Origin of the sequence: Nonomuraea bangladeshensis (assembly GCF_039529455.1) — a bacterium.
Lineage (GTDB): Bacteria > Actinomycetota > Actinomycetes > Streptosporangiales > Streptosporangiaceae > Nonomuraea > Nonomuraea bangladeshensis.
The window spans coordinates 482,034-496,750 of the sequence record NZ_BAAAMV010000006.1; the positions used below are offsets into that span (position 1 = coordinate 482,034).

General features: G+C 71.7%; 19 protein-coding genes. 13 read left to right on the top strand and 6 right to left on the bottom strand.

Annotation, left to right across the window (positions count from 1 at the left end; all coding sequences use genetic code 11):
• Nucleotides 1–36: 36 nt before the first annotated feature.
• The 5 genes from ABD292_RS21670 (at nucleotide 37) to ABD292_RS21690 (ending at nucleotide 3,659) form a co-directional block, all read left to right on the top strand.
• Complete coding sequence (locus ABD292_RS21670) at nucleotides 37–909, top strand: arylamine N-acetyltransferase family protein (protein ID WP_344209960.1); 873 nt, start codon at nucleotides 37–39, stop codon at nucleotides 907–909.
• Nucleotides 910–966: 57 nt separating this feature from the next.
• Nucleotides 967–2,037, top strand: coding sequence for a protein kinase domain-containing protein (locus ABD292_RS21675; RefSeq protein ID WP_344209962.1), 1,071 nt, complete (start codon nucleotides 967–969; stop codon nucleotides 2,035–2,037).
• A gap of 100 nt (nucleotides 2,038–2,137) precedes the next feature.
• Nucleotides 2,138–2,674 (top strand): RNA polymerase sigma factor, encoded by a 537-nt coding sequence (locus tag ABD292_RS21680; protein WP_344209964.1) that lies wholly within the window; start codon nucleotides 2,138–2,140, stop codon nucleotides 2,672–2,674.
• The gene (locus ABD292_RS21685; RefSeq protein WP_344209966.1) at nucleotides 2,667–3,359 is read left to right on the top strand and encodes a hypothetical protein; all 693 of its coding nucleotides are present in this window, start codon (nucleotides 2,667–2,669) and stop codon (nucleotides 3,357–3,359) included. Before ABD292_RS21680 ends, ABD292_RS21685 begins: the two co-directional genes overlap by 8 nt.
• Nucleotides 3,360–3,470: 111 nt before the next feature.
• Complete coding sequence (locus ABD292_RS21690) at nucleotides 3,471–3,659, top strand: hypothetical protein (protein ID WP_344209968.1); 189 nt, start codon at nucleotides 3,471–3,473, stop codon at nucleotides 3,657–3,659.
• 34 nt (nucleotides 3,660–3,693) lie between these two features.
• Here the strand turns inward: ABD292_RS21690 and ABD292_RS21695 are convergent, their stop codons facing one another.
• Both ABD292_RS21695 and ABD292_RS21700 read right to left on the bottom strand, forming a co-directional pair.
• On the bottom strand, nucleotides 3,694–4,011 hold the full coding sequence (locus ABD292_RS21695) for a DUF3817 domain-containing protein (RefSeq protein ID WP_344209970.1): 318 nt from the start codon (nucleotides 4,009–4,011) through the stop codon (nucleotides 3,694–3,696).
• A 3-nt stretch (nucleotides 4,012–4,014) separates the two neighbouring features.
• Nucleotides 4,015–4,797: an SURF1 family protein gene (locus ABD292_RS21700; protein WP_344209972.1), complete on the bottom strand. Its 783-nt coding sequence runs from the start codon at nucleotides 4,795–4,797 to the stop codon at nucleotides 4,015–4,017.
• Between the two features lie 105 nt (nucleotides 4,798–4,902).
• Between ABD292_RS21700 and ABD292_RS21705 the strand changes: the two genes are divergently transcribed.
• Both ABD292_RS21705 and ABD292_RS21710 read left to right on the top strand, forming a co-directional pair.
• Nucleotides 4,903–5,076, top strand: coding sequence for a hypothetical protein (locus tag ABD292_RS21705; protein ID WP_344209974.1), 174 nt, complete (start codon nucleotides 4,903–4,905; stop codon nucleotides 5,074–5,076).
• Nucleotides 5,077–5,184: 108 nt separating this feature from the next.
• On the top strand, nucleotides 5,185–6,642 hold the full coding sequence (locus ABD292_RS21710; RefSeq protein WP_344209976.1) for a flavin-containing monooxygenase: 1,458 nt from the start codon (nucleotides 5,185–5,187) through the stop codon (nucleotides 6,640–6,642).
• Here ABD292_RS21710 and ABD292_RS21715 read toward each other — a convergent pair.
• Nucleotides 6,639–6,953 carry a PLP-dependent transferase gene (locus ABD292_RS21715; RefSeq protein ID WP_344209978.1) on the bottom strand — a complete coding sequence of 105 codons (315 nt, stop codon included), beginning with the start codon at nucleotides 6,951–6,953 and terminating at the stop codon, nucleotides 6,639–6,641. The genes ABD292_RS21710 and ABD292_RS21715 overlap by 4 nt on opposite strands.
• A 107-nt stretch (nucleotides 6,954–7,060) precedes the next feature.
• Here ABD292_RS21715 and ABD292_RS21720 point away from each other — a divergent pair, with 107 nt between their 5' ends.
• Both ABD292_RS21720 and ABD292_RS21725 read left to right on the top strand, forming a co-directional pair.
• A complete protein-coding gene (locus ABD292_RS21720) occupies nucleotides 7,061–7,567 on the top strand; it encodes an Lrp/AsnC family transcriptional regulator (RefSeq protein WP_344209980.1) in 507 nt (168 codons plus the stop codon).
• A gap of 47 nt (nucleotides 7,568–7,614) precedes the next feature.
• Nucleotides 7,615–8,166, top strand: a complete 552-nt coding sequence (locus ABD292_RS21725; RefSeq protein ID WP_344209982.1) for a GNAT family N-acetyltransferase — start codon at nucleotides 7,615–7,617, stop codon at nucleotides 8,164–8,166.
• Between the two features lie 289 nt (nucleotides 8,167–8,455).
• Here ABD292_RS21725 and ABD292_RS21730 read toward each other — a convergent pair whose 3' ends face one another.
• Complete coding sequence (locus ABD292_RS21730) at nucleotides 8,456–8,581, bottom strand: hypothetical protein (RefSeq protein ID WP_344209984.1); 126 nt, start codon at nucleotides 8,579–8,581, stop codon at nucleotides 8,456–8,458.
• A 50-nt stretch (nucleotides 8,582–8,631) separates the two neighbouring features.
• A complete protein-coding gene (locus tag ABD292_RS21735) occupies nucleotides 8,632–9,456 on the bottom strand; it encodes an aminotransferase class IV family protein (protein WP_344209986.1) in 825 nt (274 codons plus the stop codon).
• Nucleotides 9,457–9,626: 170 nt separating this feature from the next.
• Between ABD292_RS21735 and ABD292_RS21740 the strand changes: the two genes are divergently transcribed.
• Entirely contained in the window at nucleotides 9,627–10,295 is a 669-nt protein-coding gene (locus tag ABD292_RS21740; protein ID WP_344209988.1) for a TetR/AcrR family transcriptional regulator, read from the top strand.
• A 7-nt stretch (nucleotides 10,296–10,302) separates the two neighbouring features.
• Here ABD292_RS21740 and ABD292_RS21745 read toward each other — a convergent pair whose 3' ends face one another.
• The gene (locus ABD292_RS21745) at nucleotides 10,303–12,036 is read right to left on the bottom strand and encodes a gamma-glutamyltransferase family protein (RefSeq protein ID WP_344209990.1); all 1,734 of its coding nucleotides are present in this window, start codon (nucleotides 12,034–12,036) and stop codon (nucleotides 10,303–10,305) included.
• 94 nt (nucleotides 12,037–12,130) lie between these two features.
• Between ABD292_RS21745 and ABD292_RS21750 the strand changes: the two genes are divergently transcribed.
• From ABD292_RS21750 to ABD292_RS21760, 3 genes are read left to right on the top strand one after another with little or no spacing between them, the layout of a single operon-like run.
• Nucleotides 12,131–13,246 carry a sensor histidine kinase gene (locus ABD292_RS21750; protein WP_344209992.1) on the top strand — a complete coding sequence of 372 codons (1,116 nt, stop codon included), beginning with the start codon at nucleotides 12,131–12,133 and terminating at the stop codon, nucleotides 13,244–13,246.
• Entirely contained in the window at nucleotides 13,243–13,890 is a 648-nt protein-coding gene (locus ABD292_RS21755) for a response regulator transcription factor (protein WP_329584486.1), read from the top strand. Before ABD292_RS21750 ends, ABD292_RS21755 begins: the two co-directional genes overlap by 4 nt.
• 42 nt (nucleotides 13,891–13,932) lie before the next feature.
• Nucleotides 13,933–14,685 carry a class I SAM-dependent methyltransferase gene (locus ABD292_RS21760; RefSeq protein ID WP_344209995.1) on the top strand — a complete coding sequence of 251 codons (753 nt, stop codon included), beginning with the start codon at nucleotides 13,933–13,935 and terminating at the stop codon, nucleotides 14,683–14,685.
• The last annotated feature ends 32 nt before the right edge of the window (nucleotides 14,686–14,717 follow it).

Sequence of the window (14,717 nt, forward strand, 5' to 3'; positions counted from 1 at the left end):
CTCCTTAAGCGTGCACATACAGTGCAGACTTGGCAGGTGACCATCGCCGCTTACCTCGGCCGCATCGGCCTGCCCCACCTGCTCGGCGCGCCCGCCACCGCCGACAACCTGCGCGCCCTGCACGCCGCGCACGTCGAGAAGGTCGCCTACGAGGCTCTGGAGATCTGGCTCGACCGTCCCACGTCCGTTGACCCCGCCGAGTCCGTCGCGCGCATCGTGCGCGGCCGGGGCGGCTACTGCTTCCACCTGAACGGCGCGTTCCACTCCCTCCTGGCGGCGCTCGGTTACGACGTGACCCGGCACGTCGGCGGCGTGCAGTCGCGTGGCGACGAGCCGAACGTCGGCGCCAACCACCTGGTGCTCACGGCCCGCGGCCTGCCCTCGCCGGAGAACCCGGGCGGCGAGTGGTTGGTTGACGTGGGGCTCGGCGACGCCCTGCACGAGCCGCTGCCGCTGGTGGCGGGCGCCTACCGGCAGGGGCCGTTCACGTACGGGCTGCGCCCGTCGGAGATCGCGCCCGGCGGATGGCGGCTCGACCACGATCCGAGTGGCTCGTTCCTGGGGATGGACTTCGGTCCGGCTCCGGCGGAGATGTCCGCGTTCGAGAAACAGCACCACCATCTGACGACGTCGCCGGAGTCCGGGTTCGTCCGGATCTGCTCGGTGTCGCGGCGCGACGGGTCGGGCGTGGACCAGCTACGCGGGCTCACGCTGTCCAGGATCGGCTCGTCCAGGATCGGCGGCACGGGCGGTCAGGAGCTCACCCTGGACACCGCGCGCGACTACTTCGCGGCCCTCGCCGACGTCTTCGTCCTGCCGCTCGACGACGTGAGCGCGGAGGAGAAGGACCGGCTGTGGCGCAGGCTGTACAGCGCGCACGAGTCCTGGCTGGCCGGCCGGGCGACGTGACGGCCGCGAGCGGAAGGGTGCGGGGCTGGATGGTTCCGGGCGGACGTGGAGGTCGTCGTGCACCTGGACATGGGAGGGCCCGGCAAGCCGGCCGGTCGTTACCGCCTGCTCGACCCTTCGGCGGCGGGCCCTGAGCGCCCGGCCTTCGACGAGTCCGGCCGCCGTGAGGTGACGGTCAGGGAGCTGCGCCTGCCGGCCGAGCTGCGCGCGGCGGCGCTGCACCGGGCGCGCGCGGCGGCGGCGCTGCGGCATCCGTCGATCGTGCGGGTGCTCGACGTGGTGACGCAGGACGACGCGCCGTGGCTGGTCATGGAGCCCGTGGCGGGGACGACGCTGGAGTCCGCGGTGAATTCGCGCGGGCCTCTTCCCGTGGTGCAGGCGGCCAGGGCGGGGGTGGGCGTGCTGGCGGCGCTGACGGCCGCGCACGCCGCGTCGTACGTGCACGGCAACGTCGAGCCGGGCCACGTGCTGCTGACGGCGGGCGGGCGGGCGATGCTGACCGGGTTCGGGCTGCCGACCCGGAGCACCTGGCCGTCGGCCGACCTGTGGTCACTGGGGGCGACGCTGCACTTCGCGGTCGAGGGCCGGCCGCCCGGCGCGTCACCGGCGGCCGGTCCCGAGCCGTTCAGGTCGCTGGTCAGGGCGATGCTGAACCCGTCGGGCCCGCCGCCGGTGGAGGTGATCCGCGAGACGCTGGAGCGGCTGGCCGTGGACCGGCCGCTGGACCGGCTCATCGAGGCGCTCGGGCCGCTGCCGCGCGCCGAGGTGGCGGCGATCGGCCTGGCGGTGACCGAGCGGTTGCGCCAGGGGCAGGGGCCGCACGGCGGGGTGCACCCCGGGAACGTTCTAGTGGACGACCGCGGCCGGGCGACGCTGCTGCCGTCCGTGCGGTCGGGGACGCCGCCCGCGTACGCGGCCCCGGAGGGCGGGCCCAGCCCGGCGGCCGACCTGTGGTCGCTGGGGGCCACGCTGTACGCCGCGCTGGAGGGCCGGCCGCCCGCGCCCGGCGCGCCGATCACCCGGGCCGGCGTGCTGGGCCCGCTGCTGTTCCGGCTGCTGTCGCCCGATCCCGCGACGCGGCCGTCCCTGGAGGAGGTCGCCGCCGGGCTGAGCGCGATCGGCCGGTGAAAGCGATCCGGGGCTTCGGGCAATCAGTGGTGACCGTTTCAGCGCAACCGAACGGAGAACCACGCGTGACCCCAGCACGAACGCCGTCGAGGCCGCCCGCATGAACGCACCCACCCATCCAGTGCTGGACCTGGACCAGATCTTCGACACGTACTTCTCGGAGATCCACCGCTACATCGCCAGGCGGCTCTCCAGGGACGACGCCGACGACCTGGCGGGCGAGGTCTTCCTCGTCGCCGCGCAAGGCGGATACGAGCCGTCGCGCGGCGACGTCAAACCCTGGCTGTACGGCATCGCCACCAAGCTCATCGCACGGCATCACCGCAGCGAGGTCCGCCGTTGGAGGGCGCTCAGCCGGACGGTGGAGCGCGAGGCGCACAGCCACGAGGACACGACGCTCGCGCGGGTCACGGCCGGCGCGCTCACCGGCAGGCTCGCGGGGGCGCTTGCCAGGCTGAACAGGGGCGACCGGGACGTGGTGCTGCTGGTGGCGCTGGGCGGCTTCACCCACCAGGAGGTCGCGACCGCCCTGGAGATCCCGTACGGCACCGTCGCGTCCCGGCTCAGCCGGGCGCGCAAGCGCCTGCGCTCGGCGCTGGGCGACGTCAACCCGCTGGAGGGGAGCCACGATGGATGAGATCACCCTGCTCGCCCAGGCGATCCCGGACGAGCCGCCGCCTTCGGCCGAGACCGTGGCCAGGGCGCGGGCGCGGCTGGCCACCCGCCAGGGCGCGACACGCCGGGCCCGCCCGCGCCGGGGTTGGGGCTGGACGGCGGGCGCCGCCCTCGCCACCGCGGCGGTCGTCACGGCCGTCGTCATGGCGGTGTCGAACCTGACCGTCGTCACCGGCCCCGCGTCCCCGCCCTCGCCCCCGCCGGCCTTCGAGGAGCCGCCCCGCGCCTACAAGGGGCTGAACCTCTTGGCGGCGACGGCCGGGCCGCGCTCGGCGACGAAGGCGCGCCTCCGCTTCCGCCCCACGAGCGAGAACGTCAAGCTCGTCATCTTCTGCCAGGAGCCCGGCTCGATCTTCTTCACCCATGAGGGTACGAGCAGCGCCGCCGGCACCTGCGGCCCCGGCGGCGGGCTCAGCATGCTCGCGGACAAGGCGTACGAGCCGGGCTGGCTCGGCCGCGACCACGAGGTCACGGTCTGGGTCTTCCCCCCTGACGCGCCCGTCGCGCGCGGACGCGGCGCGTGCCCGTCGAAGGACGCGTGCGAGGGGAAGCACGAGCTGTCCGGCCCGAAGGCGGCCGACCGGCTGGCCGCCGAGCTCGGCGAGCGTCCCGGGGCCTGGTCGGTCGCGGCGTACGACAGAGACTGACCCCTTCGCGATACATCGCGAAGGGGAACCCCCAAGGTGTCCCGCTCGTTGGATCGGCGACGCAGAATATGAGAAGAGGCGGGGCGTGCGCTCCGCGTTCGGAGGAAGAGGATGTCGCCAATCCAGAAATACGCCATCGGCGCGGGCATCGCCGTCCTGGTCTCGCTGTTCTTCTCGAAGTGGGTCGCCCTGGCGGTGGTGCTGCTCGTGGTCGGCGGTCCGGTGGTCGGCTACCTGATGCTCGACCCCTCGCAGCGCGAGCGGCTGAAGAGGGCGCGCCGGCGCGGGATCGGCCGCTGAGCTCCGGGCGGCGGGGGCCGGTCCCGCAGGGGACTCAGGCCTCCGCCGCGGCCGGCGCGGCGGCCGACTGGACGCGCTCGGTCACCTTGCGTTCGATGAAGAACGACAGGAAGGGCACGGTGCCGCCGAGCATGACGCCCAGCATGTAGGGCCACGACCAGCGCGCCTTCATGCCGAGGTTCATGACCGCGACCAGATAGAGCATGTAGAGCCCGCCGTGGATCGGTGCGGTGATCTTCGACAGGGTGGGGTTGCCGAAGCCGTAGCGCAGCACCATGGCGGCGCACAGGATGAGCAGCATGCAGCCGACGACGTAGGCGAGCACCCGGAAGGGCTTCAGAGCCGATTCCACGTTTTAACCTTCCAGAGCCATCTCAGGGGATTTGCCACGATCTCGATCCGTCCGTACGGCATCCCGTACGAAGTGGAACCACATGAAAACGGCGAACCCTGCAAAGATCCACCAGTTAGCGGCATAAGCCAGATTACGCCAGGTCAGCGCACCCTCGGTCGCCGGCGGCGAGATCGCCACCTGCGTCAGCGAGCCGGACGGCGGCTGCGCGACCACGAAGCCGGGCCGCACCTTCTGACCGGCCCACAGGTTGACCAGCTCGCCCGTGGAGACCGTCTGCACCTGCCCGGCGGGCAGGACCGTGGCGCGCCGCTGCACGCTGTCGGTGCCCTGCTGCGGGCTCAGCCGGCCGGTCACCGTCACCCGGCCCTGCGGCACGTCGGCCGCCGCCGGGTCGTCGCTCCGCGCCACCCAGCCCCGCACGACCGGCATCAGCGTGCCGTCGTCGAGCCGGAGCGGCGTGAGCACCCAGTAGCCGTCGTCCTGCGAGGCCTTGCCGCCCGGCGCGTCCACGTCGGGGCGGCGGTCGGCCACGAGGAGCTGGCGGGCGGGGTCGTAGGAGCCCTCGGCCGTCACCCTGCGCCCGACGACGTCGCCGGTGAGCTGGGCGGCCAGCGGGGCGAGCGTGGCGGCGGGCACCGGCGCGGGGTCGGCGGCGGCGCGCGGCCGGCCCGACTCCTCGAAGACCCCGAGCTGCCAGCGCCCGAGGAAGACGAACGCGATCAGGACCCCGATCGTGAGCAGGTGCAACCCGACGAGGCGGGGCGAGAGAAGGGTCCTGAGCATGCTTACAAGCTATCCGCCGGAGGGGGCGGTCCCGTCATGGACCCACCCCGATGAATCGCGCAAAAAGCCGCAAACGGCACAGTCGTTGCCGCTAGGCTTGCGCCCATGTCTGACCAGCATATCGACCCTGCGGGCAACACCCAGGCTTTCCGCGCCTTCGCGAACGCGCGTGAGCAGGAGTCCGAGGCCACGCCCAAGAAGTCGCCCCTGCTGCCCATCATCGCGGTGGTCGCGGCGATCGTGATCATCGGCGTCGCCGCCTTCCTGTTCCTCCGGTAGGCAACGTCCGGCCAGGCCGACCCGCCGCGACGCCGTGGCGGGTTTTCGCCGTTCCCTGAAGGCCCCTCGATGACCTACATTGGACGAAGCGTCCAATAGGAGGTTCGCGTGGGTGAGCAGCCAGGGATCGTCATCGTGGGCTCCGGCTTCGCCGGGATCTGCATGGCCGTGAAGCTGAAGGAAGCCGGCTACCACGACTTCGTCATCCTGGAGAAGGCCGGGGAACCGGGCGGGACCTGGCGCGACAACACCTATCCCGGCTGCGCCTGCGACGTCCCGTCCCACATGTACTCCTTCTCCTTCGAGCTCAATCCCGGCTGGTCCCGGATGTTCGCCCCGCAGGAGGAGATCCAGCGCTATCTGCGCGCGTGCGCCGACAAGTACGGCGTCACCCCGCACATCCGCCACGGCAGGACCGTCACGGCCCTGGCGTACGACGACGAGCGCCGCTCCTGGACGGTGACCACCGGGGACGGGGAGACGCTGCGGGCCAACGCGGTGGTGTCCGCGATCGGCGCCCTCCACATCCCGAAATATGCGGATATACCGGGGCGGGAGGCGTTCACCGGCCCCGCCTTCCACTCCGCCACCTGGGACCACTCCACCGATCTGACCGGCAAGCGCGTCGCCGTCATCGGCACCGGCGCCTCGGCCGTCCAGTTCGTCCCCCAGATCGCGCCGCGCGCCGCCCACCTGACGGTCTTCCAGCGCACTCCCCCGTGGCTGCAGCCCAAGCCCGACTTCGCCTTCTCCCCGCGCGCCCGGCGGCTGCTCCGCCTGCCCGGCGCGGCCAGGGCCCTGCGGTACGGCATCTACTGGGCGCTGGAGACCAGGGCGCTCGGCTTCGCCGTCCACCCGCGCCTCATGAAGGCCCACGAGCGGAAGGCCCTTCGCCACCTGGAGAACCAGGTCCCCGACCCGGAGCTGCGCCGCGCCCTCACCCCCGACTACACGATCGGCTGCAAGCGCGTCCTGATCTCCAGCGACTACTATCCGGCCCTGACCAGGGACAACGTCTCCCTGGTCACCGACCCGGTCACCGAGATCCGCGAGCGCTCCCTGGTGGACGCCACCGGCCGCGAGCACCCGGCCGACGTCATCGTGCACGGCACCGGGTTCAAGGTCGTGGACGCCCTCACCGAGCAGAACATCCTCGGCCGCGGCGGCCTCGGCATCCAGGACGCGTGGAAGGACGGCGTCGAGGCGTACCACGGCATCGCCGCCTCCGGCTTCCCCAACCTGTTCTTCCTGCTCGGCCCCAACACCGGCCTCGGGCACAACTCGGTCGTCTTCATGATCGAGTCACAGGCGAGGTACGTCGTCGAGTGCCTGCGCCTGCTGTCGAGGACCCGGGCGAGGGCCCTCGACGTGCGCCAGGAGGCGCAGGCGGCCTTCAACCGCCGCCTGCGCGCCCGCCTCGACCCCCTGGTGTGGAACGCCGGCGGCTGCCGCTCCTGGTATCTGGACGAGCACGGCGTCAACCGGACGATCTGGCCGGGCTTCACCTTCGAGTACTGGGCGCGTACGAGAAGGGTGAAGCCCGAGGACTACGAGCTCATCTACTAGAGGCTGCACGAGGCCCCGCTCAGCGCGATCGCGGCCATGCCGGAGCCGGTCGCTACCGCGCCCGCGTCCTCCTCCATGGCGCTGACCCGCCGCTCCAGCTCGGCACAGGTGGGGTTGGCGTAACGGCTGTAGGTGAACGCCTCGCCGAGCGCGTCCTCGCCGTAGAGCGCTGCCGCCTCGGCCACGCCCGGCAGTTCGAACGAGGCCGTCTCGTACACCGGTAAGGCCACCGGCCGGATCGCCGGCCCCGCGCGGCCGGCATGGCCGCCAACCAGCAACCGCGTCTGCACATCCCAGTCGCTGTCTTTCACGAGGAAGACCGTAACGGGTCAACAGCTCCCGAACGAAGAAGATTTTGCTACAATACCTACAGAAGGAAGGCGTTTATGGCGTGTGGGCCGTCGAAAGGAAGCCAGCGATGGAGATGGGAGAACGGGGCGATCTGGATGCGACCGACCTCGCGCTGCTGGCCCGGCTCGCCAAGGACGGCCGCGCGAGCCTGACCGATCTCGCGCGCGAGGTCGGTCTCAGCCGGCCCTCCGTCGCCGACCGCCTCCGCAAGTTGGAGACCAGCGGCGTGATCGCCGGCTACGCGGCCCGGATCGACCCGGCCCGCCTCGGCCTCCCGCTGCGCGCGCAGGTACGCCTGCGCCCCCACCAGCCCAACGCCCGCGCTCACGGGCTGCGCGAGAAGCTGCTCTCCCTCGGTCATGTGCTCAGTTGCGTGCACGTCACCGGCGACGACTGCTACGTCATCGAGGTGGCCGCCCGGAACCCGGCCCATCTCGAAGAGCTGATCGACAGCCTCACCGGCATCGGACGCACCACGACCCTTCTCGTCCTGTCCGATGTGGTGACCCCGTCCGACGTCGACCTCACGGCCCTCCTGCTCGAACCGGGATCCGCCCCATCGGCCGAACGATGATCAGCGCGGGCACAACAACAACTTGTCAAGCGAATGGAGCGCTTCTCATGTTCTCGCTGCCGCTGCGCGACGGTGCTCATCTCGGGCCGCTGGAGGTCTGGCACGCCGAGGCCTTCGCCGATCATCTGGATCGAGCCCGCGAGCACATCCGTCCCTGGGTCGGCCCCGCGTTCGTCACCGACGACGTGGACGGGGCGCGGGCCACGCTCCAGCGATACGCCGAGCGCCAGGCCGCCGACGGCGCCCGCCTGTACGGCATCTGGCGGGATGAGCTGCTGGTCGGCGGGGTGATGTTCACGGCTTTCGATGCCGCTGCCGGCTCGTGCGAGATCGGCTGCTGGCTGGAGCCGTCCGCCGAGGGCCACGGGCTGATCACGCAGGCGTGCGGCGCGCTGCTGGACTGGGCGTTCACGTCCCGGGGGCTGCACCGTGCCGAGTGGCACTGCCGGGCCGACAACGACCGCAGCTCAGCGGTGGCCCGGCGGCTCGGCATGACGCTGGAGGGCGTGCGACGCGAGGCCTGGCCGTACGAGGGCGCGCGCCACGACAAGCAGCTCTGGGCGGTCCTCGCCGCCGAGTGGCGATCCCCAGGACGGTGACGTGAGCCGCGTCCTCAACGTGGACGCAGGAGCAGAGGCCGCAACGTGCCGGCACTGGCGGTCAAGGCGTCCAGGACGCAGCCGACCAGTGGATGGCGGCGAGCGCCCTGGCGGATGGCGGCATAGAGCGTACGGTGCATGCCCGGCTGGTGGACACGGAGAAGTCTGACACCGGCGGCGTCCCCCACTCGGCGAGAGCATTCACGCGGCCGCGCTGCTCGGTGGCCTGATGATCCTCACAGGCGCGTACCCACTTCTCCTTAGAGGGCCGGCCAGAGTGGCGGCCGGTTCAGGTTCTGAGGTGGTCGAGAACGCAGGCCTGGAGCTCGGTGCCGTCGCCGACGAAGCAGGGCATGAGCTCGCGGGCGACGGTGGCGGAGGCCAGCGCCTGGCGGCTGCCCGGCCGGGCAGCCATCGAGCCAGGGTCGCCGGCTTCGGCCGGACGCCCGGCCGACTGAACCGGCTTTACGGCGAGGTGAGTGGTTCGTTCTTGTAGGCGCGGTGAAGCAACTCCACAAAGGACGGCGCTTCAGGCAACGCCGTTGAGCCGATGCGGTGAACGGCCACTCCCGGAGTCCACGAGTTCATGACCACAGCTCCGGCCATCGACGGCAGGTCCGTCGGCCTGACCTCCTGGTCGCGCTGGGGAATCCCGAGGTGGCTCAACTGCCGGCGGACGATGCTCATGGTGGTCCCGGTCAGCATCTCGGCGATGGGCCACACCACGGCGGAGCCGTCCCAGAAGGCCAGATTCCAGATCGACGCCTCGCTGAGTCTGCCGCGGCGGTCCACGAAGGCGGCGTCATCGAAGCCTTGCGCCACGGCCTCGCGAAGGAAGTACGTCTTCGCGACCTCGCCGACGTGCTTCACAGCGGGGAGGACTCGTTCGTACTCGACCGTGGTCAAGGTCAACGGTCCCTGCGGGCCGGACGCGGCCGGGCCCGTACGGATCAGCACCTCGGGTTCCACATCGGCGCCGGCCACCGTGAACTCACCCGCCGGCGAATACACCGTGGCCGTCAGTGAGAGATCGGCCGGTGCCGCCTCCAGCGCCGTTCGCAGATGGGACCGCACCCGATCGTCGGGCAGCGCCTGTCCGAACAACGCGACCGAGGCGAAGCGCAGCCGCTCCAGGTGCAGGTCAAGACCTCGAACCTTGCCCTCCCGCACCTGCATGGCGGTGAAGTGGGCATAGCCCGCGAAGGCCAGTGGTGTCAGATCGTCGGTGTTCACTGCCTGACCGTTCCGTTGCACCACGGACGCGGCGATCGTGGTGATGCTGTCTGACATGGGTATCCCTCTTTCTCGCTGGATTGCTTGGAGCGCTTGACAGGTGCCAGACATGCTGGCTGACCCGCCCGAGGCGATGCGAAACGATCCGTTCCGCCTTGAGTATGTGGCAGCCGCCCTCACGAGTCAACACGGAACGATCCGTGCCGCCTGGCGGTTATGCTGAGGGCATGCCGACCCGACGCCCCGAACGCCGCAACGAGGAATCAGCCAAAGCCATCGTCCGAGCCGCCCTGGAGCTGTGCCGGGAGGTCGGCTACCGGAAGCTGAGCATCGAAGGCATCGCCGCCCGCGCCGGGGTCGGAAAGAACACCATCTATCGGTGGTGGCCCTCCAAATCCGCCGTTCTGCTGGACGGGCTGTTGTCCGCCATGGCCGTGGACGCCTCCTTCCCCGACACCGGAGATGTGGCCGCCGACTTCAAGACGCAGATCATGGCTGCCACCAGCACCGTCTTCCGCCCGGACACCGGCCCTCACTACGCCGCCCTGATCGGTGAGGCGCAGCAGGATCCCGAACTCGCGCGCGCCCTGTGGGACCGCCTCATCAGCCACCTCACAAGCGCCGCCACCCAGCGCATCCAGAGCGCGCAACGCCGAGGCCAGATCCGCCCTGAGCTCGCTCCTGACCTCGTCATCGAGCTGCTCTACGGCCCTGCCTACTACCACTGGCTGATACGTCAGCGGACTCCCGACGCGGATCACATCAGCATCATCGTCGATACCGTTCTGGCCGGTCTCGCACCGGCGAACACCGGCTCGAACATTCGTCCCACTGGCGACAGCCAGCGCAGCCGGCGCCGCTCGGAGGTGAAGCCGAGCAGCGCCGACAGCCCCTAGGAATCGATCATCTGGACCGGACCACCATCGCGCTGCCGCCGCCGCGCCGGCTCGGCTCGGCCACGGCCTGGACCTTGTCCCGCCCGAGGAACTCCAGCCCCGTGGCCGCGCCGATCTCCGGGTTGAGGACGAGCTGGTGCCCGCGGGCCTCAAGCTCGGCGCGGTAGGCGTCGAGGAACGCCTGCTCGGCCTGCGTCTGCGCGGTGTTGCGCTGGGTGGCGCGGGGCGCGGCGAGCGCGGCCGGCAGGTCCATGCCGAAGTCGTACCGGTTGAGCAGGATCTGCAGCACGGTCGTGATGATCGTCGAACCGCCGGGCGAGCCGAGCGCCAGCACCGGCTTGCCGCCCTTGAGCACCACCGTGGGCGCCATCGACGAGCGGGGCCGCTTGCCGGGGCCGGGCAGGTTGGGGTCGCCGGGGGCGGGGCCGAAGGTGAAGTCGGTCAGCTCGTTGTTGAGCAGCACGCCGCGGCCCGGCACGACGATGCCGTTGCCGCCGGTGGACTCGATGGTGAGGTTGTAGGCGACGACGTTGCCCCATCGGTCGGCCACGACGAGGTGCGTGGTCTCGGGGCCCTCCTTCGCGGTCGGGCTCGCGGTGCCGGTGGGCTGGGCGCAGGGGCCGTACGAGCCGTCCGGGTTCCCGGGCGCGACAGGGGCGGTGAGCGCCTGGTCGCCGATCAGGCAGGCGCGCTCCTTGGCGAAGCCGTCGGACAGCAGCTCCTTCAGCGGCACGCCCGGAATGTCGCCGACGTAGGCGTTGCGGTCGGCGAACGCCAGTTTCGACGCCTCCAGGTACTCGTGCACGCCCACGTGCGGCAGGGCCTGCAGGATGTTGAGCGCCTCGCCGACGGTGGAGCCGCCGGAGGACGGCGGCGCCATCCCGTACACGTCGAGGCCCTTGTACGAGACCTTGGTGGGCTCGCGGAGCAGGGCCCGGTAGGCGGTCAGGTCCGACAGCTCCATCAGCCCCGGCCGGACGTTGCGGGTGCTGCCGGGGGTGACCGGCGGGCGCTTGACGGTGGCCACGATCTCCGCGCCGAACCGGCCGCCGTACAGCCAGCCGGGGCCGCGCCTGCCCAGCTCACGGTAGGTCTCGGCGAGCTCGGGGTTGCGGAAGACCGAGCCGACGGGCGGCGGCGCGCCGTTCGGCAGGTAGAGCTTGGCGGTGGAGGTGAAGTCCTTGAAGCGGGCGGCGTTGGCGGCGGTCTGGTCGTAGAAGGTCTGGTCCACGACGAAGCCCTTGGAGGCCACCTCGATCGCGGGCTGGAGCGCCTGCCGGAGCGAGAGCGTGCCGAAGCGACGCAGGGCGAGGTCCCAGGTGGCGACGGTGCCGGGCACGCCCGCCGACAGGCCGCTGGTGACGCCCTCCTCGAACGGGATGCCCTCGAACGAGCTGGCGGTCATCGCCTTCGGCGCCGTCTCCCGGCCGTCGATGGTGTGGACCTTGCGGCGGGCGGCGTCGTAGTAGACCAGGAAGCCGCCGCCGGTCGGCCCGGCCGAGTACGGCTCCGTGACGCCCAGGACCGCCCCGGCCGCCACGGCCGCGTCCACGGCGTTGCCGCCTCTCCGCAGCACGGAGATGGCGGCCTTGGTCGCGTCGAGGTCGACGGTGGCGACGGCGCCGCCGTACCCCGTGGCGACCGGAACCTTCTGCTGAGGCTCGGCGGGCGCGGCCACGGCGGGGGCGGCCGGGACGAACGCGATGAGGACTGCTGCTGCAGGAAGGAGCACTGGACGCATGTTCCCCACGTAACACCAGCTACGCCCGTCGCGGTAGGGCCCCCTGCGACTGCGGGGTGATGCGCAGGTCAGAGCGGTCGTCTAGCGTTGGGGCGTGCGTTCGAAGTCCGGTTTCGCCCCTTACCTCGCCCTCATCACGGCCGTCTTCCAGGTCGTGCTGTCGCAGGGGGCGTCCTACGGGCAGCGCGCGTTCAGGGCGCCGCTCGACCCGTGGGCGTACGCGCTGCTGCTGGTCGGACCGCTGATGATCGCGTTGCACCGCAGATACCCGGTCCCCACGGCCGTGGTCACGTTCGCGGCCACCTTTCTCTACATCGGGGGCGGCTACCCCTACGGCGGGGTGTTCATCTCGCCGATCGTCATGCTGTTCCAGCTCGTCGGTCGGGGGCGCAGGCCGGCCGCGTGGATCCTCGCCGGGGCGTCGCTCGCGGCCTTCATCGCCTACGCGTGGACGACGAGCCAGCCGCAGCGGGGGCTCTTCCACGACCTCGCGGTCTCCTCGTTCATCCTGCTCACGATGGTCGCGGCCGAGCTGGTCAGGATCGCCCGCGAGCGCCGCGCCCAGCAGCAGCGGGCGGCCGAGGAGGAGAGCCGGCGCCAGGCCAGCGAGGAGCGGCTGGTCATGGCGCAGGAGCTGCACGACGTGCTGGCGCACAACATCTCGCTCATCCACGTGCAGGCCGCGACCGCGCTGCACCTCATCGACGACCATCCGGAGCAGGCCAGGACGGCCCTCGCCACCATCAAGACCGCCTCCAAGGAGGTGCTGGGCGAGATGCGCGGGGTGCTGGACGTGCTGCGCGAGGGCGCGCCGCGCTCCCCCACGGCCGGGCTCGACCGGCTGGAGGAGCTGATCGGACGTTCCGGGCTGGAGGTGGAGCTGGAGCGGGCCGGCTCGCGCTCGCTGCCGCCGGCGGTGGAACGGGCCGCGTACCGGATCGTGCAGGAGTCGCTGACGAACGCCGCCCGCCACGCCCCCGGCTCGGCGGTCACCGTGCGCCTGGAGTACGGCGAGCGCGAGCTGGTCATCCGGGTGACCGACACCGGCGCGACCGCGCCGGCCGTCCTGTCCGGCGAGGGCAGCGGCAACGGCATCCCCGGCATGCGCGAGCGGGCCGCCGCGCTCGGCGGCTCGCTCGTCGCCGCCCCCGCAGGAACGGGCTTCCAGGTGGAGGCCCGGCTGCCCCTACCCGAGGAGACGACCCCATGATCAAGGTGCTGCTGGCCGACGACCAGGCGCTGGTCCGCGCGGGCTTCAAGGCGCTGCTCGACGCCCAGCCGGACATGACCGTGGTGGCCGAGGCCGGCGACGGGGCCGAGGCGGTGCGGCTGTCGGAGCGGCACGGTCCCGACGTGGTCCTCATGGACATCCGGATGCCCGGCACCGACGGCCTGACCGCCACCCGCCAGATGCCCGAGGGGCCGCGGATCATCATCCTGACCACCTTCGAGCTGGACGAGTACGTCTTCGAGGCCCTGCGCAGCGGCGCCAGCGGCTTCCTGGTCAAGGACACCGAGCCCGCCGAGCTCATCCAGGCCGTCCGCGTGGTCGCGGCCGGTGAGGCGCTGCTGTCGCCCAGCGTGACCCGCCGCCTGATCGCCGAGTACGCCAGCCGCGCCAAGGAGCCGGTCGCCGCCGGCGGCCTCGACCAGCTCACCGAGCGCGAGCGGGAGGTGCTGGCCCTGGTCGGCACCGGCATGACGAACGACGAGATCGCCGCCAAGCTCTTCATGTCGCCGGCCACGGCGAAGACCCACGTGAGCCGGACGATGATGAAGCTGCACGCCCGCGACCGGGCGCAGCTCGTCGTCATCGCCTACGAGTCGGGCCTGGTGCGGCCCGGGTGGCTGTGAAATCGGTTGATCCACGGGGCCGCCGCAGGCCATGGTCGGAGGATGCGGCGCTCCTATGACGATCTCGTCCACGAGGCGAGCACGGTCTCCGTGGACGGCTGGGACTTCTCCTGGCTCGACGGCCGGGCCACCGAGGAACGACCTTCCTGGGGCTACTCCCGCCTGCTCGCCGGGCGGATGGCGGCCGCGCGGGCCGCGCTCGACCTGCAGACCGGCGGCGGCGAGGTGCTGGCCGGGGTGCCGACGCTGCCGCCGGTGACCGTGGCCACCGAGTCCTGGCCGCCCAACCTGAAGCTGGCCGACTCCCGGCTGCGCCCGCGCGGGGTCAGGGTGGTGGCCGCCGCCGACGACGGCCCGCGCCTGCCGTTCGCCGACGGCCTCTTCGACCTGGTGACCAGCCGGCATCCGGTGCACACGCAGTGGGCGGAGATCGCCCGGGTGCTGCGCCCCGGCGGGTCCTTCTTCTCCCAGCAGGTCGGGCCGCGCACGGCCGGGGAGCTGGCCGAGTGGTTCCTCGGCCCGTACGGCAGCTGGACGCGCGAGCCGGCGCGGGCCAGGGAGGAGGCCGAGGCCGCCGGCCTGGAGGTCGTCGACCTGCGGAGCGAACGGCTGCGCATGGAGTTCCGCGACATCGGCGCGGTGATCTACTTCCTGCGCAAGGTGATCTGGATCGTGCCGGGCTTCTCGCCCGAGCGGTACGCGAACGAGCTGCGCGCCCTGCACGACCGCATCGAGGCCGAAGGTCCGTTCGTCGCCCATTCCGCCCGGTTCCTCATCGAGGCACGCAGCCCTTAAACGTCACGAACCGTACGACATCTGTCACTGGC